Raw genomic sequence first — 22,081 nt, forward strand, 5'->3', positions numbered from 1 at the left:
TAGGATCAGCGAGTGGCAGTCGTGACTCCACTGATCCCTATGACCGTCGAAACATCTCGGCTGGCTACATCGACTCCGGAGCGGCGACACCGAGGACGCCGAGCGCGTTCGCGATGGTGTGCCTCGAGGCCGCCACGAGCGCCAGGCGGGCTTCGCGAACGTCCTGATCGACGTCGTCTGCGAGGACGGGACACTCGCGGTAGAAGCCGTTGAACGCCTCCGCGAACTCGCGGGTGTACGTGGCAACCTGGTGGGGCTCTAAGTCGTCGGCGGCCTCCTCGATGACGGCGGGGAAGCGAGCGATAGTCTCGATGAGGTGTTGTTCGGCCTCGGTCTCGAGCAGGCTGGCGTCCACGTCGGTTTCCATGTCGCCGTCAACGCCGACCCCAGCCTCATCCAGGATGCCACAACACCGGGCGTGAACGTACTGGACGTACGGCGCTGACTGAGCCTCGAAGTTGAGCGCTTGCTCCCACTCGAACGTGATTGCTTTCGTGGGCTGTTTGGAGACGATGTCGTAGCGAACCGCGCCGATGCCGACCTGGTGGGCGATACGCTCGATATCGTCCTCGTCGAGGTCGTCGTCACGGATGCGGTCGTCCAGCCGGCTCTCGACTTCCTCGCGGGCGCGGTCGATGGCCTCGTCCAGCAGGTCGTCCAGGTCGATGCCGGTCCCGCGGCGGGTACTCATCTTCCCCTCCGGCAGATTCACGTAGGAGTAGAGTACTTGGCGAAGCTGGTCGGTGTCGTTGCCCAGCAACTCGAGGGCCGCCCGAAGCTGTCTGGCCTGCAGTTTGTGGTCCTCGCCGAGGACCGTCACCGCGCGGTCGTAGTTGTCGAACTTCCACTCGTGGTGTGTCAGGTCGCGGGTCGGGTACAGCGAGGTATCGTCCGAGCGCAAGAAGACGAGATTCTTGTCGATGCCCTGCTCCTCGAGTTCGAGTTGCCAGGCGTCTTCCTCGTAGACCGCGCCCTCGAGTTCCTTGAGTCGGGCGACGACGTCGTCGGTCGAGCCGTCGCGCATGAACTGCGTCTCCTTGACGAACGCGTCGAACTCGGCGGGGAGCCGGGCGAGACAGGCTTTCATCCCGCCCAGCACCTGGTCGACCACTTCGCTGACGCGTTCGTAGGCCTCCTCGTCGCCGGCCTCGAGACCCTGCATGATGGACTGGATTTCGGCCTCGGCGGCTTCGACGGCGTCGTCGTCGGCGTCCTCGAGGAAGGCGTTGCCCTTGCGGTAGTACCGGACGAGGTCGTACTCGATTCGGTCGCGCTCTGGGTCGTCGTCGAGGTCGGCCTCGTCGAAGGTTTCGTAGGCCCAGGTGAAGACGGCCATCTGGCGACCGGCGTCGTTGACGTAGTAGTGGCGGTCGACGTCGTAGCCGGCGATCTCGAGCAGGTTTGAGACGGCGTCGCCGATGATCGGGTTACGAGCGCGGCCGACGTGGACCGGACCGGTCGGGTTCGCGCTGGTGTGTTCGACCACGACGCTCGTCTCGCGGTCGGGGAGGGCTCCGTACCCGGGGTCGACCCCGGCGGCGACCGTCTCCGCGGCGTAGGCGTCACTCGGCAGGAAGTTAAGGTACGGCCCCTGTGTCTCGATTTGTGTGACGTAGGTGAGTTCGTCGACGTCGATTTCTCCAGCCAGCTGCACGGCGGCCTGTGGCGGTGCCACGCCCAGTTCGCCGGCCAGTCTGAAGGCGACGCTCGAGGCCAGGACTGCGGGAACGTCTTCGGGTGGTTCTTCAATTCCGAGGTCGTCGGTGGGGAGGTCGAGTGAGGAGAGTGCCCCTTCGAGGGCGTCCTCGACCTCCGCGCGCAGGGCGATGAACATACCCTCCGTTTTCGGGGCTCGAGTAAAGGGATGTCGGGTTTTGGTCGTCGCTCGAGGGGTGTGCCACAGTGTACCATTGGTTTAAGTCGTTCTCGTCACAAGGTGAAGCTATGAAGGGCATTTTGGCCAGTCACCATCGCTCCCAGTGAGCGCGCAGTATCTCTTCTCTCGTCCCTGTCGCGGTCAGCAACGACAGCGTGTTCAGTGGCGGCGGTGGACGACTGGTATGACCGATTCCTGGACGTCCTGAGACACTCGAGTTGTCCCGCTTCCGCTCGAGTGTCTCGATAGTTCCAAGAATCACTATATCGACAGCGCCAGGATGACTATCGAAACCCGAGCGAGGATTTTTCCCTGTCCTCGTTAGAGTCGTTCGTATGTCCCGCGAGCGCTCGAGTGACGCCCCCACCCAATCGCCACCTGTGAGACCGACCGTGCGACAGCGGCCGGACGAACCGGTTCGCCTCGAGACCCGGCCCGGTGCGGGGGCGCTCTCCCGGGCTGACCACCAGCGCGACGGTGCCGTCCGGCGCTGGGGTGTCCAGACCCCGAGTGCGACGACCATCGGTCGCCCGGAGCGTCCCGACGGCGACCTCTCGGACAGCGTGCGCCGCCTTCACGACGAACAACATCCGGCGACCCCCGGCTACGCCGAGCGTGCCCACCACCTCGACCGCCTGCGAACCACGCAGGCGCTGTGCAACGCCCTCGAACTGACACCCTGGCAACGCGACCGCGCACTGGGCGTGATGGACGTGCTCGACCTCCGCGAGTTCGGCAGCCAGCGAGCGATTCCTGTCGTCGCGCTCGTCGTCATCCGTCACGTCGTCGACCGCGACCGGCGGGCGTATTTCGGCCTCGAGGATCTGGACGTGAGTTCGCTCTCGCCGGAACGGATGGACGAACTGTTCGGTCGGTACCGTGCCCACGACATTACCGACGAGGAACCGTTCAAGCGACTGGCGGCACACCACGGCCTCGACACCACGAACCTGAATCGCCTTCGTCGCATCGTCAAACGCCAACTCGAGGACGCCCAGCCGGCGTTCGGTCGTGAACCGAACCGTGATCCGAATCTGCCTCGAGCGCGCGAGGAGCAGGATGTGGGGTCGCCACCGGTCGATAGTGCCCCGGATACTGATGATTCATCGGACGACGGAGGCGCTGTTGACGACGCTCCATAGCGATTCCTGGAACCACCCGGACACTCGGTAATACCGTCTCGACGAACAGTCACTCGAGTTTCTCGAGCGCCTCGAAGAAGTCGACCGTGGGTCCGGCCAGCGTAATCGGGCTGTCAGCTCGGGTGACGGTCACGGTTTCGCCAGGCTCGAGCGGCTGGCGGTTGCGTCCGTCGCTGATGGCCCAGGCCGTTTCAGCGTCGGAGACGGTGAACGTGATTTCGCTATCTCCGTCGACGATCAGTGACGGCCTCGCGTCGGCTGCACACATTTGCGTGACGACGAGCGCGTCGACCGTCGGATGAACGAGCGGTCCGCCGTCGCTCAAATTGTAGGCCGTCGACCCCGTCGACGTCGCGACGAGGGCACCATCAGCCCAGCTCGAGGCGTAAGATTCGCCGTCGACGGCGATGTCGACGGTTAGGCCGCCAGCCGGTCCGCGGCGAGGACCATGAACGACCACTTCGTTGAGTGCTGGCTCGAGGCACCAGTTTTCCCCGCGTGCCGTCAGTCGAGACACCGAGCGACCCGAAACGGCACCCTGGGTGTGGACTTCCTCGAGGAGTGCAGCGACCGCGTCGACGGCATTTGCCGGGGCGACGGCGTTGAGAAAGCCTACTTCGCCGAGGTTCACGCCCAACAGTGGGGTGTCGCCGGCTTCGCGGGCGACGAACAGGAACGTGCCGTCACCGCCGATGCTGACGACGAACGCACACCCGTTCATCGCGTCTACCGGGACCCCGCTCGAGTCGATAGCTTCGGCGGTTGCGTTGTCGACGAGGACGTCGTCTCCCCGTTTCTCGACCAGTCCGACGAGAGACTCGGCGAGTTGCTGTGCTCGCTCGTTCTCTCGCTGTGCGACGATACCGACGGTGACTGCCATCACGTGCCGGTTATCTCGCAGGACGCAAAAAGGCACCTCCCGTGGCCCTCGACCACTCGTTCCAGACTCCCCATCACGGTATCGTGGCAACAACATTCATCGTCGTGGAACGTTTCGTTGCTGGTAGACAGCCGGTAATGTCGCTTACACCGTTTCACCGCGTCGACCAATCGCCCCCAGGCTCACTTCTGTGCTCTTGGAAAGAGCCGATTCACCCGCCGAGAGCCACGATACGAACCTCGAGTGAGTTCATGTATCGAGATTTCCTCACCTGGCCGAACCACGCCACGCGACGCCTTCAAACGATGCGACTGCCCTGCGCCACGGGAGTAATGCACACAACGCGGCGCATACGCCCCCGAGAACGCACCGTTCCCCGCGATGAGCGTAGACCACTGGTCGAAACCCTTCGGGTGAGCGCATGACGCGGGAACTCGAGGAGGACTGGTTCGAGCGGGCAATTGGAGAGGGGGCGAGCGAGGGGAAGGACGACGTGGAACAGTCCGACGCGACTGATGCCGAGATGGAGACAGAACGGGGTGACGCTGCCGACGAAGACGAAACGAGGGACATGGGTGCGTCATCAGAGCCGCTCTTCGATGATGACTTTGGCAGCGCACTCGAGGGTGTGGAGCTGCCTGACCTCGACGACGCTGACGGTTCGGGGGACGCTATCGCCGGATTCGAAGCCCTCGATTTCGACCTCGGCCCTCAGGGCGAGTCGGATTTCGACGCGGAACTCGAGACCAACCTCCCCCGAATCGACCTCGGTATCGACGGGCTCGATCGCATGATTCACGGCGGAGTCCCCGAGCGAAGTTTGATCGTCGCGATGGGGTCGGCCGGGACGGGCAAAACGACGTTCGGCCTGCAGTTTCTCAATCACGGCCTCGCACAGGGCGAACGCGCCGTCTACTTCACGCTCGAGGAAAGCCGCAGTCGCGTCATCAACAGTGCGACGGAGAAGGGATTCCCGTTCGACGAGTACATCGAGGAGGAGCGACTGGCCGTCGTCGACATCGACCCGATCGAGATGGCAAACAGTCTCACGTCTATCCGGAACGAACTGCCCCGCCTCATCGAGGAGTTCGGTGCGAGTCGATTGGTTCTCGATTCGGTTTCCCTGCTCGAGATGATGTACGACGACCGGGCCAAACGCCGCAACGAGATCTACGATTTCACCCGGAGTTTGAAGAAAGCTGGTGTCACCTCGCTGTTGACCAGCGAGGCCTCAGAGTCGAGTCCCTACGCCTCGCGCTACGGTATCGTCGAGTATCTGACCGACGCCGTGTTCGTCTTGCAGTACGTCCGGCCGGACGATTTCAGAGAGACACGGATGGCAGTCGAGATTCAGAAAATCCGGGATGCGAATCACTCTCGAGACAAAAAACCCTACGAGATCACCGAGGAAGGAATCTCCGTCTACCAGCAAGCGAACCTGTTTTGATATTCACTCGAGTCGGTCGCCTTCGAGTGTGAGCGAGTCGAGGGGCTCTCCAGCGGGCGTCCGAAGTCGGATATCGAACGCGCCTTCGAGCCGTTCGACCGTGGCGAATCCCGGCCGGTTCCCTCGCGGTTGGGTGTGACTGCCCGGGTTGAGCAAGACGACGTCCTCGAGGTCGAGGATTCGGGGCCGATGGGTATGCCCGAAGACGACGATATCCGCGTTCCCGGCGCGACCGAACATCGCGAGGCCGGTGTCACCGCCATCACGTCGGTGTGTCACCGCAATGGTGAGGCCGTCGTACTCGACGGTTCTGGTCGTGGGTAACGCCTCGATGACGTCGTAGTTGTCGGCATTTCCGTGGACGGGATAAAAGACGGGACACCGTTCTTTGAAGGCCTCGAGGGCTGACTGGCTGGTAAAATCGCCGGCGTGGATGACGGCCTCGGCCTCGGTGGCCGCGTTCAGTGCCGCGCCCTCGAGTTCGTGGCCTCTAGGGCTGTGTGTATCAGAGAAGATCGCGAGCATGGCGGGCCCTACACTCTGGGGGGCTACGACCTTTTCGAAATCGTGGGAATCCTTTTATCCGATGCGGACCCATCATCGAGCGTGTCCGAACTGGCTTCGTATCTGCGGTTTTTCCCCTACGAGCAGCCATACGAGAACCAGCGGGAAGCGATGGACCGGATCTACAACACGCTCGTTCGGGGACAGAACGTTCTCTTCGAGGGGGCCTGTGGGACGGGAAAAACGCTCTCCGCACTGGTCCCTGCCCTCGAGGTGGCTTGCGAACAGGACAAAACCGTCGTTATCTCGACGAACGTCCACCAGCAGATGCGCCAGTTCATCGCCGAAGCCCGTGCGATCACTCGCGAGGAACCGATTCGTGCGGTGGTTTTCAAGGGTAAAGCGTCGATGTGTCACATCGACGTCGGTTACGAAGAGTGTCAAGCGCTTCGGGATAACACCCGGGCGCTCGTGGACGCCGAAAGCGACCACGCCCAACTCGAGTCCCGACAGCGGGAACTGCTCGAAGCGAGTCAGGAGGGCAGCGATTCGGCCGCTGATGCTCGAGCAGCCGTGATGGACGAACTCGAGAGCCTCGAAGACCGAATCGACGACCTCGAAGACGCCAACGTCTGCTCGTACTACAGGAACAACTTGCTCGATACTGAGGCGACCGAGAACTTCTTCGAGTGGCTGTTCGAGGACGTCCGCACGCCGGAGGAAATCTACGAACACGCCGACCGACAGGAACTCTGTGGCTACGAACTGTTGAAAGAAGGGCTCGAGGGCGTCGACCTGGTCGTCTGTAACTACCACCATCTGCTCGACCCGATGATCCGCGAGCAGTTTTTCCGCTGGCTCGGTCGTGATCCAGAAGACGTCATCACCGTCTTCGACGAGGCCCACAACGTCGAAGACGCCGCCCGCGACCACGCCTCGCGTGAGTGCTCCGAACGAACGTTCGACAGCGCTCTCGAGGAGCTGAACGAGACGAGCGACCCGCGCGCTGAGGATGCCCGAAACGTCATCGCGGCGTTTCGAGCGGCGCTGGTCGACACGTACGAGGACGGCCTGGGCTTTGGCGGGCGTGAACGAGTCGGCGAGAACTGGGAAGACGTCCCTATCAGCAACGAGGACCGACGCGACGAACTGACCCTCGCCTTCTTACAGGCTTACTCCGGGCAGGGAATCGACGGCGACCTCGAGGCGGCGTTACAACTCGGCCAGCAACTCGACGAGGAGTACGAGGAAGCCTATCGCGAAGGTGAGTCCGCGACGCGAACCGAGTGTCAGGCCCTCCAGGCGGCGGCGTTCGTCCGCGCCTGGATGGACGAGGGAAACGACGAGGGACTGTATCCGGTCGTCTCGGTCCGCCGGGATTCGGGGACCGACGAGGTGTACGGTCGCGCCGAACTGTACAGCTGTCTCCCGCGACACGTGACCGGTCAGCTGTTCGAGGAGGTGGCCGGAACCGTCCTGATGAGCGCCACGATCCAGCCCTTCGAGGTGACCGAAAACGTGCTCGGCCTCGAGGAGTGCGTCACGATGGCCTACGGGTTGCAGTTTCCCGAAACGCGGCGACGAACCTACGCCGTCGAGACGCCGGCACTGTTTGCCTCCGCTCGAGACGACCCCGACGTGCAGTCGGCGGTCGCCGACGCCATCCACGACGCCGTTCGGATGACGCCCGGCAACACGCTCGCGTTTTTCCCCAACTACGGCGAGGCAGCTCGCTACGCCGAACGTCTCGAAGGGCGAACTGAGGCGTCGGTCTACCTGGACGAACCGGGTGTCGCCGCCGAGGATCTCCGCCAGTCGTTCGTCGACGACGACCACGCGATCTGTTTCACCTCGCTGTGGGGCACCCTCGCGGAGGGTGTCAGTTTCGATGGCGACGACGCACACACCGTGTTGGTCATCGGCGTCCCGTATCCGCACCTGGACGACCGGGCCGAAGCCGTGCAAGCGGCGTACGACGGTGCGTTCGAGGGAACCGATACCGGCTGGCGGTACGCCGTCGAAATCCCTACCGTGCGGAAGACGCGCCAGGCGCTCGGCCGAGTGATTCGCTCGCCCGAAGACGTCGGCGTCAGAATCCTGCTCGATAGACGCTACTCGAGGCGGATGAAATCCGACCTCGGGAAATACAGCGTCAACGGTACCTTTCCCCACGAAGAGCGCGAGGAACTACTCGATATCGACCCGGAAAAACTCAAGTTTGCGATGCTCAACTTCTACGCCGACCACGACCGGTACGCGGACGAGCCGCCGGTACCGTAAGCTCCCCCACTCATCAAACCGGCTTCGGGCGGTCGAGGCGAATCACTCGTCACGGTAAGGGATGGACTCGAGGTCGAGTTTCCCATCGGTGATTTCGTGCGCGGCAGCGACGACTTCGCGATACCGGTCACCGCGCAATTGCTCGTTGGGATCGGCGTCCTCGAGGTCGTAGCCAGTTTTGAGCTGAATTCGCGCCAGTGCGTGCCACGGTGGCTCATCGCCGGGGTAGGCGTCGATGACGGCCTGTCTGAGTCGAGTGGCAGCAATAGCGGGCGTATCGGTATCCTGGGTGTCACGCTCGCGATCAGCCGGTTTCGACGTGTGGCCGGTCGTCTGTGCCGCTCGTACGGCCGATTCGAGCCGGTCTTCGACGGTGTTACTCGAGCTTGCGTCCGGTTCGGCAGGCACGGTTTCGGTTGAGGCGATCCACTCACCGGGGAACGGGTCGACATCGACCTCGACGTCAGTGTTGAACGCCTCGAGACTGCTGCTGAGTTGCTCCGATTGATGGGTGAGGTCGCTGGCGCTTTTCGCAACGCGGCTGATCGCGGCGTTTTGATCCTGTGCCGCCGTTGCCACGTTCGCCGCTTCCTCGCTCGTTCGTTCGGCGATAGTGGTCACTTCGTCGACGACGGCGACGACCTCCTGCGTGTTTGCGGCCTGCGCTTCCGTCGCAGTCGTAATCTCTCGAATCCCATCGTCCGTCTTCTCGGAGTACACCGCAATTTCGTCGAGCGCTTCCACGACATTGTCGACAGTGTCGGCGTTTTCGGCGACCTGTTCACCGGTATCACGAACGACGGACACCGTGGTGTCCGTCATCCGTTGTATTCGCTCGAGACGCTGCTCGATGGCTTCTGCTGCCTCTTTCGTGTCGACGGCGAGCTCTTTCACTTCGTCAGCGACCACAGAGAACCCTTCGCCGTCGCTCGTATTCGACCCCGATCGGGAGGCTTCGATGTTGGCGTTGAGCGCGAGCAGGTTCGTTTGATCGGCGACTTCGGTAATGAACTCGATCAGTTCGTCGATTTCGGCGATTTCGTCCGCCAGTTGCTCGATTTCGCCAACGGCCGTTTCACTGACCGATTCGATCTGTTCGATCCCGTCAATCGCGTTCTTTGCTGCCACACGACCACGACGGCCGCTTTCTGCAGTTTTTCCGGCGAGTTCGGCGACCTGGTTCGAGGAGGCGGCGATCTCTTCGATCGTCGTCGAGAGGTCGTCCATTCTGGTACCGACCGTCGCGAGATTCTCGTGTTGGCGGTTTGCACCGTGGCTAATCGTCTCGATCGACCGGCTTACCTGAGTGCTGGTGGATTCGATTGCGTGGGTCTCTTCGGTCACGGTCTCGGCCGAGGTCGCGACGCCATCGGCGACGGTCTGTAACTCTTCGATCGTTCGCTCGAGGTCGGCCATCGTTTCGTTGAATTCGGTTCCCAGGGCAGCCAGTGCGTCACTCTCGACGTCGGGGTCCATCCGTCGCGTCAGATCGCCAGTGTTCGTCGCCTCGAGGACGGCCCTATACTCGGCGAGGGTCGCTTCGATGCTTTCGAGGCGCTCAGTTGCTGACTGTCGATCGGACGCTGATTGTGCGGCTTTCGCCTCGGCTTCGACCCGTTCGCGCTCGAGCGTTTCGATCGTCCGCGCTAGCTCACCGATGGCGTCTTCCCGATCGGTCGGCAGCGATGCGTTTTGCCCTGTCGTAAACTGCTCGACGTCCGTCTGTAGTTGCTCGATTGGCCGAACGGTCTGGGCTGTCAGTATCGCTCCGGTCCCGACGACTGCAATACTCGCGATACCCAGCACGAACGCGAAGAGCGCATCGCCGGAGAGGCCGCCAAGTTGTGCGATGAGTCCCGCCGAAAGAACCAGGACAAGCCCACCGACGACCGCTAGTATGGCCGTCCCGCGTGAGAGGCCAGGTCCGTTCATCGTTGATCCCTCTCCGTCAACTGAGAGGATAACGCAGCCTCTTCACTCGCTTTACTCTCGATCGTGGTGTGGGGAAGGGAGGTTTTGCGGGACATCGATCGTGTTACCTATACCCTCCATTCTGCTTTCAGTAAATGATTGTTCCGGTGAAGAAAGATCCAGTGGCGTCCATCGTGCGTCTGCTCTCGAACCCGATCAGGCAGGCAGCGAGATTCGACTGATCGGCAGCCGATACCCCCCGTCGTAAAACGCGAGTTCGCTCACCGTCCAGGTGACCGGGTCGATGTCGCGTTCGGAAAGCGTTCGTGCCCGCTCGAGGTCACCACCACGGGCGAGGGTGACGTGCGGGACGTACGCATCGCCTTCGAGACCGTCGACCGGTCCGAACGTCTCGCTAAGCGTCTGGTGAATCGACTCCAGGCCGGGGCTCTCGACGGCCAGGTAGACGACGGGTGCGGTGCCAAGCGGTGGGTCTTCGAAGTAGTCGATCCCGGTGATCTGGGCTTCGACGGCCGGCGCACCCTCGAGTGCGCGATGGGTTCGCTGCTGGAGGTGTGCGTGACCGTGTTCGGCCTCACCGAGTCGTTTGAGGAGACAGGTGTGGTCCTCTCGAACGGTGTCGAAGGCGACCAGATCTGGGTACAGTTCGCCGGCGAGTGCACGGACCCGGCCGGGAACGGGAACGGTGACGCTGTACACGCCACAGCCTAGGGCGTTGCGGTGTATCACTCTACTGGTCTCTGTGTCCGGCGGGGTGTCTCAACACGCCTGCTGATCACGATGGGATGGCGGATCGGCCAACTCGAGTTTGTCGGACAACTGCCACGTCAACGAGTGCCGTGTCGGAAAGACATATTTGTACGGCCATACCAACTGTGAACGATGGATGCGAGGGAGCACCGAGCGCTCCTCTGTGCGCTCGTCGTGCTCGGGTGCTGCATTACAGGATTTCCATCGCTTGTGACGGCCGACGGAAGTACCACTGGTGCCGGTACGACCCCATTCGAGCCGACCGAACAAGCGGTGGAATCGGTCACCGTGAGCGGGCCGTCCGTCATTGTGCTCAACGAGACCGATGACGGCCTCGAGGACGGAAACGAGACGACGACTGACAACGAAAGTACGGAGAACGAGACGGACTCGAGTGACAACGATACCGTTACTGATGGGAACGTCAGTACTGACGAGGAGTCGACGGCGAACGAGAGCCAGCGCATCGGGCCGACGCCAAAAGGGTACGACGAACTCGTCGTCAGCGTCGACGTTCGAGAGAACGGTTCGGCTACCTGGAGTCTCGAGTATCGCTATCGGCTTGACGAGGACAACAACGCGAGCGACCGCTGGGAAGATGCCCGCGAGGAGATCGAATCGGACCCTGACGGCTATCTCGAGATTTTCGAATCGAACTGGTCGGATCGTGTCGATGCGGCGGCCGAGTCCACGGGCCGTGAGATGGGTGCGAGCGACTTCCGTCTCGAGATCGACGAGGAGTCGACACCACAGGAAACGGGCTACATCCGGTTTAGTTTCCAGTGGGAGGAGTTTGCGAGAGTCGAACTCAACCGGATCGAAGTCGGTGATTCGTTCGGTGCGTTCGCTCTGGACGACCGGATGCAACTGATCGTCACCTGGCCGGAGGCCTACGAGCATCGGACGATCGAACCGGAACCCGACGATAGCCGAGACCGGGCGGCCATCTGGAACGGCGAGGCAACGGACTTTCTCGAGGGGGAGCCGTTCATCGAACTGATGGAGCGAACTGCAGGGGAGGCCGAGAGCGAATCGGAACCAGACTCACTCGTCCCTGTTTCGTGGCTGGTGGGCTTGCTCTTGCTCGTGATGGTGCTTGCTGGTACACTCGGCTGGTGGGTGTTCCGCCCGGAGACAGAACGGGCGCATCAGACGGATGCGAGTGCGTCGACACCGCCTGTCACCGGTCCTCAGCGACCACCCGAAGAGCTGTTGAGCAACGAAGAGCGGGTGTTGAAACTGCTCGCCGAAGAGGGCGGCCGGATGAAACAACAGGAAGTTGTTTCGACGCTCGAGTGGACCGAGGCGAAGACCAGTCAGGTCGTCGGTAGGCTACGCGAGGACGGATCGATCGACGCGTTTCGAATCGGTCGCGAGAACGTGCTGACGCTGACGGAAACGGGTGAGGCAGCGGTGCCGGGCAGCGAATCCGGTCCGACGGATGCGACTCCCTACGAATCAACGCCCTCGAGCGAACGTGGCTCTGACACTGATGAAGGGAACTAGTCCCCCCGAACTGTTGTCACTGTGAATCAGCCAAGCGCAAACCGAGATGGTCGTTGACCACAACACCGAACGCTATCGGGAGATCAAATCGCGACACCTGTTCCCCGGTGGCCGAGGTAATTCAGATGTGATGTCACGGTTTTGCCCCGCCACACTCGAGTGACCGTTTCCCCTCCTCGAACCTGTTTGTGAATCTGAAAATGTAACATTTGCCCATCCAGCAGCCTTTAATAGTCGCAAAACGTTACGATTGTGTAGATGACCCGTTTCGCTGCCTCCGCGCTCGCTCTCGCTGGACGCAGCGACGCCTCCGTTCGACCGCGGCGACCACGGCCGGGCCGCTAGGCCCACTCTTACTTCATCCCCTGACCCCAGTATATTGCAACTTTGCAGGAAACCCTGTTTTTCCCGGTTAGCGTCCGCCACGCACCTAAATTACAAAAACTAAACCAATGAATTTAAGTCCGTACTCCCGCTTTCCTCGAGTACCACATGACACGCGTTGCACTTGCGTTCTCGGGCGGACTGGACACGACGATTTGTGTGCCGCTGCTCGAGGAAGAGTACGGATACGACGACGTCATCGGCGTCACCGTCGACGTTGGCCAGCCGGCCAGCGAGTTCGACGAAGCCGAAGAAACAGCTGAAGCCCTCGGTCTCGAACACTACGTCGTCGACGCGCGAGCGGAATTCGCTCAACTCTGTCTCGACGGCGTTCGCGCGAACGCGACCTATCAGGGGTATCCGCTCGGGACGGCGCTCGCACGTCCGATCATCGCCTCGAAGATTCTCGAGGTTGCACAGGAACACGACTGTACGGGCGTCGCACACGGTTGTACCGGCAAAGGAAACGACCAGTTGCGTTTCGAGGCAATCTGGCGTGATTCGGATCTCGAGGTCATCGCGCCGATCCGTGAACTCGGGCTCACCCGCGACTGGGAAAAGGAGTACGCTGCAGAGAAGAACCTGCCCGTCCAGGGCGGGAACGAAGGTGACTGGTCCATCGACACGAACATCTGGTCGCGCGCGGTGGAAGGGAACGAACTAGAGGACCCGGCCTACGTCCCCGGCGAGGAGATTTACGAGTGGACGTCGGCACCAACCGGCGATAGCGAGACGATCGAAATCGAGTTCGAAAACGGCTACCCGGTCGCCCTCGATGGCGAGGAACTCGACCCCGTGACGCTCATCGAGACGCTCAACGAGCAAGCCGGAGCCTACGGCGTCGGGCGCTCCGACGTGATGGAAGACCGCATGCTCGGACTCAAAGTTCGTGAGAACTACGAGCACCCCGCCGCGACGACGCTGCTCAACGCTCACGAAGCGCTCGAGGCGCTCGTTCTAACGCAGGAAGAACGTTCGTTCAAGGCCCAGGTCGACCAGCAGTGGTCACAGAAAGCCTACGAGGGGCTCATCGACGCGCCGCTCGTGGACGCTCTCGAGGGCTTCATCGCCGAAACGCAAAAACGCGTGACGGGAACCGTCACGATCCGCTTCGAGGGTGGGCAGGCACGCGCGGTCGGGCGTGACAGCGCCTACGCGGCCTACTCCGCTGCGGCAGCCTCTTTCGACACCGAATCCGTCGGCGATATCGCCCAGGAGGACGCAACGGGCGTCGCGAAGTATCACGGCTTCCAGCGTCGCCTGGCGAAAAAGGCGGCCAAAGCGGCCGAGGAAGACCAGCAGGTCGAACTCGCCACTGACGGCGGGGCAAGCGAGGAATAACCATGTCCGAGGAATCCAGCGACAGTGTCGTCCGCCGCGACCGCTTCAGCGGCGGCCCCGCTCGAGGGTTCCTCTCCTCGCTCGCGGCCGACGAACGGATTTTCGAGGCCGACCTCGCGGTCGACCGCGCACACGTCGTGATGCTCGCCGAGTGTGACGTCATCGACGACGAGACGGCAGGCGACATCCTGAGCGCGCTCGACGCCATCGAAGTCGAGGGCCACGGGAACCTGCCCGATGGCGAAGACGTCCACGAGGCTATCGAAACGGCCGTCATCGAGACGGTTGGGCCCGACGGCGGAAGGATGCACACTGCTCGCTCTCGCAACGACGAGGTGGCGACGTGTATCCGCTATCGCCTTCGCGAAGACGTCCTCGCGACCCTCGAGGCAACGCTCACGCTTCGAGAAACGTTGGCTGACGTAGCCGCCGAACACACCGAGACGACGATGCCCGGGTACACCCACCTGCAGCCGGCCCAGCCGGTGACGGTCGGTCACTGGGCGCTCTCGTACGAACAGGCGGTTCGCCGCGACACCGAACGCCTGCTCGAAGCGTACGATCGGATTAACGTCTCGCCGCTCGGTGCGGCGGCGTTCGGCGGGACGACCTTCGACATCAACCGCGAACGTACGGCGGCGTTGCTCGGGTTCGACGGCGGTGTCGCGAGTCGGACGAGTGACACCTCGTCGGGGCTTCGCTCCGATGGTGTCCTCGAGAACTCGATGGACGCCGCCTCGAGCCGTGATTTCCTGCTCGAGACCGTGCAGGCGCTGTCGACGCTCGCGACGACGCTTTCCGGGCTGGCTGAGGATGTGATACTCTTCGCGAACCGCGGCTTCGTCGTCCTCTCGGACGACTATTCGTCGACGTCGTCGATCATGCCTCAGAAGAAAAATCCGGACACGCTCGAACTCGTCCGCGCGGTCGCGGGCGATGCGGCCGGCGGAGTCCAGGGGCTGACGACGACGCTCAAGGGACTGCCACGGGCGTACAACCGCGACTTACAGCGTGCGACGCCACACGCGTGGTCGACCGTCGACGCCGTCCTCGAGGCGACGAACGTTGCGGCGGGTGCAGTCGGGACGGCCGACTGGAACGAGGCGGCGCTGGCCGCGGAAGCCGGCGCTGGCTTTTCGACGGCGACGGGCGTTGCCGACCTGCTCGCAGCGAACGGCGTCCCGTTCCGTACCGCACACGAACTCGTCGCGCTCGCGGCTGAACGCGGCGGGGACGCCGCAGCAATCGAGGCGGCCGCCGGCGAGGTGCTCGCAGAACCGCTCGACGCGTACGTCGACGGCGAGACGCTCGAGACGGCACTCGATCCCGACCACAGCGTCGCGAGTCGTGATTCCGTTGGCGGGCCCGCCCCCGAGGCGGTTCACGCCCAGATCGAGTCGGCCGCGGCCGCCCTCGAGGCGGATACCGACGCCGTCGACGAACGGGTATCGGGCCTCGAGGCCGCTCACGACGCGCTCCGTACGGCGGTGATGGCGTATGTGTGAACCGCGTCGGAAACCGCCGCGGATGCGGCCGCGACGACGGCCGCCGTCCCCCGCCGGGGACAAACTACCTATTCGATGATACTCGAAAACGAAAACGCGGCCTGAAGCATTTTAACTCCGTTAGAGGCAACCATAGGATACTTAATTTTACAAACACTTTCGAAGGGTTTAAGGGCTATCGCCGCCGATGATGGAGTACAATGACCCAATGCGTTGAGTGCGGGGCGGACCTGACCCTGCACGCCGATCTGGAAGTGGGAGAGATCGTGGACTGTACGACCTGTGGAGCCGAGCTGGAAGTAATCGATGTCGAGCCGCCAGTCCTCGAGAAAGCCCCCGAGCTTGAAGAGGACTGGGGTGAGTGACCTTGAAAGTAGGAATCCTCTACTCGCGAATCCGCCGGGACGAGAAGCTCCTGTTGAACGAACTTCGCGAGCGCGGCCACGAGGTCGAAAAGATCGACGTCCGCAAGCAGGCGTTCGATATCCAGGAAGCTGGCGAGGCGTTCGACGACCTCGATCTGGTCATCGACCGCTGTCTCGCCACGAGTCGTAGCCTGTACGCGACGCGCTTCTGTGAAGCCTACGACATCCCCGTCGTCAACAGCAACGAAACGGCGGAGGTGTGTGCGGACAAAGTCAAAAACAGCCTCGCACTCGAGGCTGCTGGCGTTCCCACACCTGCGACGAAGGTTGCGTTTACCAAAGAGAGCGCCCTCGAGGCTATCGAATCGTTCGGCTACCCCTGCGTGTTGAAACCCGTCGTGGGTTCGTGGGGGCGACTGATGGCCAAAATCGACTCGAAAAGCGCTGCCGAGGCTATTCTCGAACACAAGGCCACGCTCGGTCACTACGAGCACAAGGTGTTCTACGTCCAGGAGTTCGTCGACAAACCTGGCCGCGACATGCGCGTGCTGGCTGTCGACGGCGAGCCCATCGCGGCGATGGCGCGCTCTTCGGAGCACTGGCTGACCAACGCGGCGAAAGGTGCGGAGACCGAACCGTTCGAACTGGACGACGAGGCGCTCGACCTTGTCGAGAAAGCGAGCGACGCCGTCGGCGGCGGCCTGCTCGGCGTCGACCTCATGGAGACCGGTGATTCCTATACGGTCCACGAGGTCAACCACACCGTCGAGTTCAAGGCGCTCAACGACGCGGTCGACATCGACGTTCCCGGTGCCGTCGTCGACTGGCTCGAGGAGAAAGCGGCCGCGGAAGCCGACACCCCGTCGATGGAGGTGCGTGCCTGATGGCAACGGAAGCGGCCGGTTCGTCTGTTGATGCCACCGGGAACGAGACGGTCACGGCATCCGTCGTCGGCGGCACCGGCTTCACCGGTGGTGAACTCCTGCGATTGCTCGACGGACACCCCAATTTTGCGATTCAACAGGCGACCAGCCGTTCGGCTGCGGGCAAGAGCGTCGGCTCGAAACATCCACCGCTTCGGGGCAGCGACCTGCGATTTAGCGAACCCGGCGACCTCGAGAGCGTCGACGTCCTCTTTACGGCGACGCCACACGGCGTCTCGATGGACCAGATCGACCACTTCTTCGAGGTCGCAGACACCGTCGTCGACCTCTCGGCTGACTTTCGTCTCGAGACCGAAACACAGTACGACGAGTGGTACGACGGCCACAGCGCGCCCGAGTACCTCGAGCGTGCGGAGTACGCACTTCCCGAAATTAACCGTGAGAACCTGCCGGGCGCGGACCTGATCGCCGGCGGGGGCTGTAACGCTACGGCGACCATCCTCGGCCTTTACCCGCTGTTCGAACACGGGATCCTCGATGGGGGAGAGCAAATCGTCGTCGACGTGAAAGTCGGCTCCTCCGAAGGCGGGGCCGGCGGCGGCGAAGCCTCGAGCCACCCTGAACGCTCTGGCATCGTACGCCCGTACGCGCCGACGGGGCACCGCCACGAGGCCGAAATCGAGCAGTTTCTGGGCACTTCGGTCGCGTTCACCTGCCACGCCGTGGATATGATTCGTGGGGCCAGCGCGACGGCCCACGTGTTCCCTTCGGGCCCGGTTTCGAAGGGCGACCTCTGGCAGGCCTACCGGGGGTGTTACGAGGACGAACCGTTCGTCCGCATGGCCGCCGGCGGGTCGGGCGTCTACCGCTACCCCGAACCGAAAGCGGTTGCCGGGACGAACTACGGCGACGTCGGGTTCGAACTCGACCCCTCGAACAAGCGGATCGTCGTCTTCTCGGCCATCGACAACATGATGAAAGGCTCGGCTGGACAGGCCGTCCACGCCGCGAACATCGCACTCGGCCTCGAGGAAACGGCCGGCCTCGAGTTTACGGGACTTCATCCCGTGGGGGCGCCGTAGATGGCGACGAACTCGTCTCCCGAAAGCGAGACGGTCGTCGTCAAAATCGGCGGCGCTCGCGCCGTCGACCCGGCCGGTGCGCTGGCTGACGTGGCTGCCCTCGTCGAAGCGGGCACGAACGTCGTCGTCGTTCACGGGGGCTCGACCGCCGTCGACGAGACGCTCGAGGAACTGGGCGAGGAACCCACCTACGTGGAGACTCCCGGCGGCGTCGTCGGGCGGTTCACCGACGAGCGAACGATGGACGTGTTCAAGATGGTGATGCCCGGGAAGCTCAACACCGACCTGGTCGAGGCCCTTCAGAACGAGGGCGTCGACGCCGTTGGACTCTCTGGCGTCGACGGCCAGTTGCTCGCGGGCAAGCGCAAATCCGCCGTCCGCGTCAAAGAAGACGGCAAAAAGAAGATCAAACGCGGCGACCACTCGGGTACCATCGACGAGGTCAACGCCGACCTGCTCGAGACGCTGTTTTCGGGCGGGTACGTGCCTGTTGTGGGCGGTCCCGTCCTCGGGGCCGAAAAGGGCGGTGGCTACACAGCCGTCAACGCCGACGCTGACCGCACTGCCGCGGCCGTCGCAGGGGCACTCGAGGCCGACCTCGTGCTCCTGACTGACGTCTCGGGCATCTATGCCGACCCAGACGACGAGTCGACGAAGATCGACGAAGCGACGACCGAAGCGGCACTCGAGGCCGTCGAAGACGCCGCTGAAGGGTTCATGACGAAGAAAGTCATGGCCGCGAAAGAAGCACTCGAAACGGGGGCCACGAGCGTCGTTGTTGGCGATGCGAACGCCGACGGACCGGTCACGAGCGCACTCGCGGGCGACGGGACGACGATGACCCCCGGCGCGTTGGGCCTCGAGGGAGCATCGGTTGCGGAGGACGCGGTCGCACCCACTGGAGGTGATTCCACGTGAGCGGTTTCGTCTTCTCGGAGAAACCGATTTCCATCGCCTCGGGCGAAGGGGTCTACCTGACGAGCGAAGCTGGCGACCAGTATCTCGACGCGGGAGCGAGTTACGCCTGTACCCCGACGGGCCACTGTCACCCGAGCGTCGTCGAAGCCGTTCAGGAGCAAGCGGGCGAACTGCTGTACGTACAGGGTTCGTATCCGGTGAGTGCTCGCACCGACTTGCACACGCGTCTGGCCGCGCTGGCCCCGGGCGACCTCGAGAACGTGTGGCTCTGTAACTCCGGGACCGAGGCCAACGAAGCGGCCCTCAAATTCGCCCGCAGCGCGACCGGCGGGCGGAAAATCGTCGCCGCGAAACGGGCCTTCCACGGACGTACCGCGGGGACGCTCTCGGCTACCTGGAAACCAAAGTACAAAAAGCCGTTCGAGCCGCTGCTCGAGGATATCGAGTTCGTCACCTACGGCGACAGCGAGGAACTCGCGGCGGCCGTCGACGACGACACCGCCGCGCTCATCCTCGAGCCGATTCAGGGTGAGGGTGGCATCCATCCCGCTCCCGAGGGCTACCTCGAGACGGCTCGCGAGATTACCGAAGAAACGAACACTGCACTGGTCTTCGACGAGATTCAGACCGGACTGGGTCGCACGGGTGCGACCTGGGCCTGCCAGCACGAGGCTGTCGCAGGTGCGGGCGTCACCCCTGACATCCTGACGAGCGCGAAAGGCCTCGCCAGCGGCCTGCCCCTCGGCGCGACGCTCTGTGCCGACTGGATTGCCGACGACGCGGGGCCACACGGCTCGACGTTCTCTGGTAACCCGGTCGTCTGTGCGGCTGCAAACGCCACCATCGACGTCCTCGTCGACGACGACCTGGCTGGCAACGCGGCAGAGGTCGGTAACTACCTGCAAGCACAACTCGAGGAATCCGAGATTCCCCTCCGCGACGTTCGCGGCGAGGGACTGATGGTCGGCGTCGAGGTCAAACGTGGCGCCAATCGTGTCCTCCGTGACCTGGCTCTCGAACACCAGATTCTGGCGTTGCCGGCCGGTCGAACCGTCGTCAGACTGTTGCCGCCGCTGGTGCTCGAGCGCGAACACGCCGACGACCTGGTCGCGGCGCTCTCTGACATCCTGGCACCGAAAGCCGAATCATGACCGCAGAAACCGATATGAACGGCGAGAGCGACGAAGAATACAATTCGGATATCGACGCCGAATCGACGACCGACCCGGAGGCCGACGCCGAATCGACGACTGAATCGGATGACGGCGACGACCGTTCGGTCTCGCTCGAAGCCGCCCGCGAGTTGCTGATTGACCTCGTTTCGATTCCGTCGCCCTCAGGTGATGAATCCGCGGCGGCCGGACGATTGCTCGAGTTCTTCGAGGCCCACGACCGCGAGGTCTGGCTGGATTCGGTCGGCAACGTACGCGCGCCGGCCGACGACGCCGTACTCATGACCTCACACATCGATACCGTGCCTGGGGACATTCCGGTGCGTGTCGAACCCGCCGCTGCGGACGACCCGGTCGCCGACCCCGACGAGGACGTCCTCTGGGGGCGCGGCAGCGTCGATGCGACCGGCCCGCTGGCGGCGATGGCCGTCGCCGCCGTCAACACTGGCGTCTCGTTCGTCGGTGTCGTCGGCGAGGAGACCGACTCGAGGGGTGCGCGCCACCTCGTCGAAGACCGGGAGGCTCCCGACGCCGTCGTCAACGGCGAACCGTCCGGCGTCGACGGCATCACCCTCGGGTACCGCGGCTTTCTGGCCGGTACGTACGTCTCGACCAGCGAGTCCGGGCACACCTCCCGGCCGGAACCGAACGCGATTCAACAGGCGATTCGCTGGTGGTCGGCGGTCGAAACTGCGTTCGAAGGTGACGATTACGAACCCGTCTTCGAGCAGGTGACCGCAAAGCCGGTCTCCCTCGAGGGCGGCACCAGCGATGACGGCCTCTCGGTAGAGGCGACGCTCGAGGCGCAGTTGCGCATTCCGCCGAGCCTCGACGCCGATAGCGTGCGCGAGACGGCCGAAGCCGAACTCGAGACGGGCACCGTCGCCTGGCGGGAGCCGATTCCGCCGGTGATGGAGAGCCCGCGAACCGATCTCGCGAGGGCGTTTCGCGTGGCGATTCGCCAGGCGGGCGGTGATCCACGTCTCGTCAGAAAAACTGGAACCAGTGATATGAACCTCTATGCCGGCGCGTGGTCGTGCCCGATGGTCACCTACGGTCCGGGCGAATCCAACCTCGATCACGCCCCAGACGAACGACTCGCACTGTCCGATTACGACCGATCGATCGCCGTCCTCGAGGGGGTCGGCGCTTCGTTGCGGGGTGATGGATCGTGAGCCCCGATGCAGCCGGGGGCCAGGCCTCGGATGGGGTCAGACACGTCCTCGACATCGACGACCTCAGCCGCGAGGAACTCATCACCGTCCTGGATCGGGCGGCCGATTACAAACTCGCTCAACACCGCGGTGAACCTCACGAGGACCTCGACGGGAAAACGCTCGGCATGCTCTTTCAGAAACCGAGCACCCGGACGCGCGTCTCCTTCGAGACGGGGATGACTCAACTCGGCGGCCACGCTATCTTCCTCGGCGCTGATGACATCCAGCTCGGTCGCGGCGAGCCGTTGAAAGATACCTCGAGGACGCTCTCGCGGTACGTCGACGCGGTGATGGCGCGGGTGTTCAAACACGAGAACATCGAGGTACTGGCCGAATACGCCGAGGTCCCGATCGTTAACGGCCTGACCGACGACGCCCACCCGTGCCAGACGCTCGCCGACTTGCTCACGATTCGAGAGCGCTTTGGCGACCTCGAGTCCGTCTCGGCGACCTGGATCGGTGACGGCAACAACGTCGCCCAGTCGTTCGTGCTCGGCTGTGCCATCGCGGGCATCGACCTCACGGTCGTCACCCCCGAAGACCACGCCGTCGACGACGAAGTCCTCGAGCGGGCGGCCGAACTCGGGCGAGCGCCCACGACGACGACCGACCCGGTCGAGGGTGTCGCCGACGCAAACGTCGTCTACACCGACGTCTGGGTCAGCATGGGACAGGAGGATGAACGCGAGATCCGACTGCGCAAGTTCGACGGATTCCAGGTCAACGAGGACCTGCTCGAGGGTGCGCCCGAAGCCGCGATCATGCACTGTCTGCCGGCTCACCGGGGCGAAGAGATCACCGACGCCGTGATCGAAAGCGAGCGCTCGGTGGTCTTCGATCAGGCGGAAAATCGACTCCACGCGCAGAAAGCACTGTTGAGCTGGCTGCTCGAGTGA

Annotated in this window: 18 protein-coding genes; 13 read left to right on the forward strand and 5 right to left on the reverse strand. The window is 63.3% G+C overall.

Annotated features, from left to right (window positions below):
* Positions 1-64 precede the first annotated feature (64 nt).
* Positions 65-1,834 carry an arginine--tRNA ligase gene (gene argS, locus NLK60_RS14045; protein ID WP_254808400.1) on the reverse strand — a complete coding sequence of 590 codons (1,770 nt, stop codon included), beginning with the start codon at positions 1,832-1,834 and terminating at the stop codon, positions 65-67.
* Positions 1,835-2,211: 377 nt separating this feature from the next.
* On the opposite strand from argS, the gene NLK60_RS14050 reads away from it, so the two are divergent.
* Positions 2,212-3,018, forward strand: a complete 807-nt coding sequence (locus NLK60_RS14050) for a DNA-directed RNA polymerase subunit epsilon (RefSeq protein ID WP_254808401.1) — start codon at positions 2,212-2,214, stop codon at positions 3,016-3,018.
* 49 nt (positions 3,019-3,067) lie between these two features.
* Here the strand turns inward: NLK60_RS14050 and NLK60_RS14055 are convergent, their stop codons facing one another.
* Positions 3,068-3,898: an NAD(+)/NADH kinase gene (locus NLK60_RS14055; protein WP_254808402.1), complete on the reverse strand. Its 831-nt coding sequence runs from the start codon at positions 3,896-3,898 to the stop codon at positions 3,068-3,070.
* Between the two features lie 421 nt (positions 3,899-4,319).
* On the opposite strand from NLK60_RS14055, the gene NLK60_RS14060 reads away from it, so the two are divergent.
* On the forward strand, positions 4,320-5,345 hold the full coding sequence (locus NLK60_RS14060) for a KaiC domain-containing protein (RefSeq protein WP_254808403.1): 1,026 nt from the start codon (positions 4,320-4,322) through the stop codon (positions 5,343-5,345).
* 3 nt (positions 5,346-5,348) lie between these two features.
* Here NLK60_RS14060 and NLK60_RS14065 read toward each other — a convergent pair whose 3' ends face one another.
* Positions 5,349-5,870: a metallophosphoesterase gene (locus NLK60_RS14065; RefSeq protein WP_254808404.1), complete on the reverse strand. Its 522-nt coding sequence runs from the start codon at positions 5,868-5,870 to the stop codon at positions 5,349-5,351.
* Between the two features lie 81 nt (positions 5,871-5,951).
* On the opposite strand from NLK60_RS14065, the gene NLK60_RS14070 reads away from it, so the two are divergent.
* On the forward strand, positions 5,952-8,129 hold the full coding sequence (locus NLK60_RS14070) for an ATP-dependent DNA helicase (protein ID WP_254808405.1): 2,178 nt from the start codon (positions 5,952-5,954) through the stop codon (positions 8,127-8,129).
* 42 nt (positions 8,130-8,171) lie between these two features.
* Here NLK60_RS14070 and NLK60_RS14075 read toward each other — a convergent pair whose 3' ends face one another.
* Together NLK60_RS14075 and NLK60_RS14080 are read right to left on the reverse strand one after the other, a co-directional pair.
* Positions 8,172-10,061: a methyl-accepting chemotaxis protein gene (locus tag NLK60_RS14075; RefSeq protein WP_254808406.1), complete on the reverse strand. Its 1,890-nt coding sequence runs from the start codon at positions 10,059-10,061 to the stop codon at positions 8,172-8,174.
* 195 nt (positions 10,062-10,256) lie between these two features.
* The gene (locus tag NLK60_RS14080) at positions 10,257-10,760 is read right to left on the reverse strand and encodes a 2'-5' RNA ligase family protein (RefSeq protein WP_254808407.1); all 504 of its coding nucleotides are present in this window, start codon (positions 10,758-10,760) and stop codon (positions 10,257-10,259) included.
* A gap of 183 nt (positions 10,761-10,943) precedes the next feature.
* On the opposite strand from NLK60_RS14080, the gene NLK60_RS14085 reads away from it, so the two are divergent.
* The 10 genes from NLK60_RS14085 to argF all read left to right on the forward strand — a co-directional run bounded on the left by NLK60_RS14085 (position 10,944) and on the right by argF (position 22,081).
* Complete coding sequence (locus NLK60_RS14085) at positions 10,944-12,317, forward strand: helix-turn-helix transcriptional regulator (RefSeq protein ID WP_254808408.1); 1,374 nt, start codon at positions 10,944-10,946, stop codon at positions 12,315-12,317.
* A 492-nt stretch (positions 12,318-12,809) separates the two neighbouring features.
* Positions 12,810-14,042, forward strand: a complete 1,233-nt coding sequence (locus NLK60_RS14090; protein WP_254808409.1) for an argininosuccinate synthase — start codon at positions 12,810-12,812, stop codon at positions 14,040-14,042.
* A 2-nt stretch (positions 14,043-14,044) separates the two neighbouring features.
* Positions 14,045-15,547 (forward strand): argininosuccinate lyase, encoded by a 1,503-nt coding sequence (gene argH / locus NLK60_RS14095; protein ID WP_254808410.1) that lies wholly within the window; start codon positions 14,045-14,047, stop codon positions 15,545-15,547.
* Between the two features lie 200 nt (positions 15,548-15,747).
* A complete protein-coding gene (gene lysW / locus NLK60_RS14100) occupies positions 15,748-15,912 on the forward strand; it encodes a lysine biosynthesis protein LysW (protein WP_254808411.1) in 165 nt (54 codons plus the stop codon).
* A complete protein-coding gene (gene lysX / locus NLK60_RS14105) occupies positions 15,909-16,796 on the forward strand; it encodes a lysine biosynthesis protein LysX (RefSeq protein ID WP_254808412.1) in 888 nt (295 codons plus the stop codon). The genes lysW and lysX overlap by 4 nt, the downstream gene beginning before the upstream one ends.
* Positions 16,796-17,878, forward strand: coding sequence for an N-acetyl-gamma-glutamyl-phosphate reductase (gene argC / locus NLK60_RS14110; RefSeq protein WP_254808413.1), 1,083 nt, complete (start codon positions 16,796-16,798; stop codon positions 17,876-17,878). The genes lysX and argC overlap by 1 nt, the downstream gene beginning before the upstream one ends.
* Complete coding sequence (locus NLK60_RS14115) at positions 17,879-18,796, forward strand: acetylglutamate/acetylaminoadipate kinase (protein ID WP_254808414.1); 918 nt, start codon at positions 17,879-17,881, stop codon at positions 18,794-18,796.
* A complete protein-coding gene (locus NLK60_RS14120; RefSeq protein WP_254808415.1) occupies positions 18,793-19,947 on the forward strand; it encodes an aspartate aminotransferase family protein in 1,155 nt (384 codons plus the stop codon). Before NLK60_RS14115 ends, NLK60_RS14120 begins: the two co-directional genes overlap by 4 nt.
* Positions 19,944-21,143 (forward strand): [LysW]-lysine hydrolase, encoded by a 1,200-nt coding sequence (locus NLK60_RS14125; protein WP_254808416.1) that lies wholly within the window; start codon positions 19,944-19,946, stop codon positions 21,141-21,143. The genes NLK60_RS14120 and NLK60_RS14125 overlap by 4 nt, the downstream gene beginning before the upstream one ends.
* On the forward strand, positions 21,140-22,081 hold the full coding sequence (argF, locus tag NLK60_RS14130) for an ornithine carbamoyltransferase (RefSeq protein ID WP_254808417.1): 942 nt from the start codon (positions 21,140-21,142) through the stop codon (positions 22,079-22,081). The genes NLK60_RS14125 and argF overlap by 4 nt, the downstream gene beginning before the upstream one ends.

The organism is Natronosalvus amylolyticus (genome assembly GCF_024298845.1).
Lineage (GTDB): Archaea > Halobacteriota > Halobacteria > Halobacteriales > Natrialbaceae > Natronosalvus > Natronosalvus amylolyticus.

Bases quoted from the DNA above. Each gene is read 5' to 3' on its own strand.
- argS (WP_254808400.1), bottom strand. From the start codon at position 1,834: ATGTTCATCGCCCTGCGCGCGGAGGTCGAGGACGCCCTCGAAGGGGCA.
- NLK60_RS14050 (WP_254808401.1), top strand. From the start codon at position 2,212: ATGTCCCGCGAGCGCTCGAGTGACGCCCCCACCCAATCGCCACCTGTG.
- NLK60_RS14055 (WP_254808402.1), bottom strand. From the start codon at position 3,898: ATGGCAGTCACCGTCGGTATCGTCGCACAGCGAGAGAACGAGCGAGCA.
- NLK60_RS14060 (WP_254808403.1), top strand. From the start codon at position 4,320: ATGACGCGGGAACTCGAGGAGGACTGGTTCGAGCGGGCAATTGGAGAG.
- NLK60_RS14065 (WP_254808404.1), bottom strand. From the start codon at position 5,870: ATGCTCGCGATCTTCTCTGATACACACAGCCCTAGAGGCCACGAACTC.
- NLK60_RS14075 (WP_254808406.1), bottom strand. From the start codon at position 10,061: ATGAACGGACCTGGCCTCTCACGCGGGACGGCCATACTAGCGGTCGTC.
- NLK60_RS14085 (WP_254808408.1), top strand. From the start codon at position 10,944: ATGGATGCGAGGGAGCACCGAGCGCTCCTCTGTGCGCTCGTCGTGCTC.
- NLK60_RS14090 (WP_254808409.1), top strand. From the start codon at position 12,810: ATGACACGCGTTGCACTTGCGTTCTCGGGCGGACTGGACACGACGATT.
- argH (WP_254808410.1), top strand. From the start codon at position 14,045: ATGTCCGAGGAATCCAGCGACAGTGTCGTCCGCCGCGACCGCTTCAGC.
- lysW (WP_254808411.1), top strand. From the start codon at position 15,748: ATGACCCAATGCGTTGAGTGCGGGGCGGACCTGACCCTGCACGCCGAT.
- argC (WP_254808413.1), top strand. From the start codon at position 16,796: ATGGCAACGGAAGCGGCCGGTTCGTCTGTTGATGCCACCGGGAACGAG.
- NLK60_RS14115 (WP_254808414.1), top strand. From the start codon at position 17,879: ATGGCGACGAACTCGTCTCCCGAAAGCGAGACGGTCGTCGTCAAAATC.
- NLK60_RS14125 (WP_254808416.1), top strand. From the start codon at position 19,944: ATGACCGCAGAAACCGATATGAACGGCGAGAGCGACGAAGAATACAAT.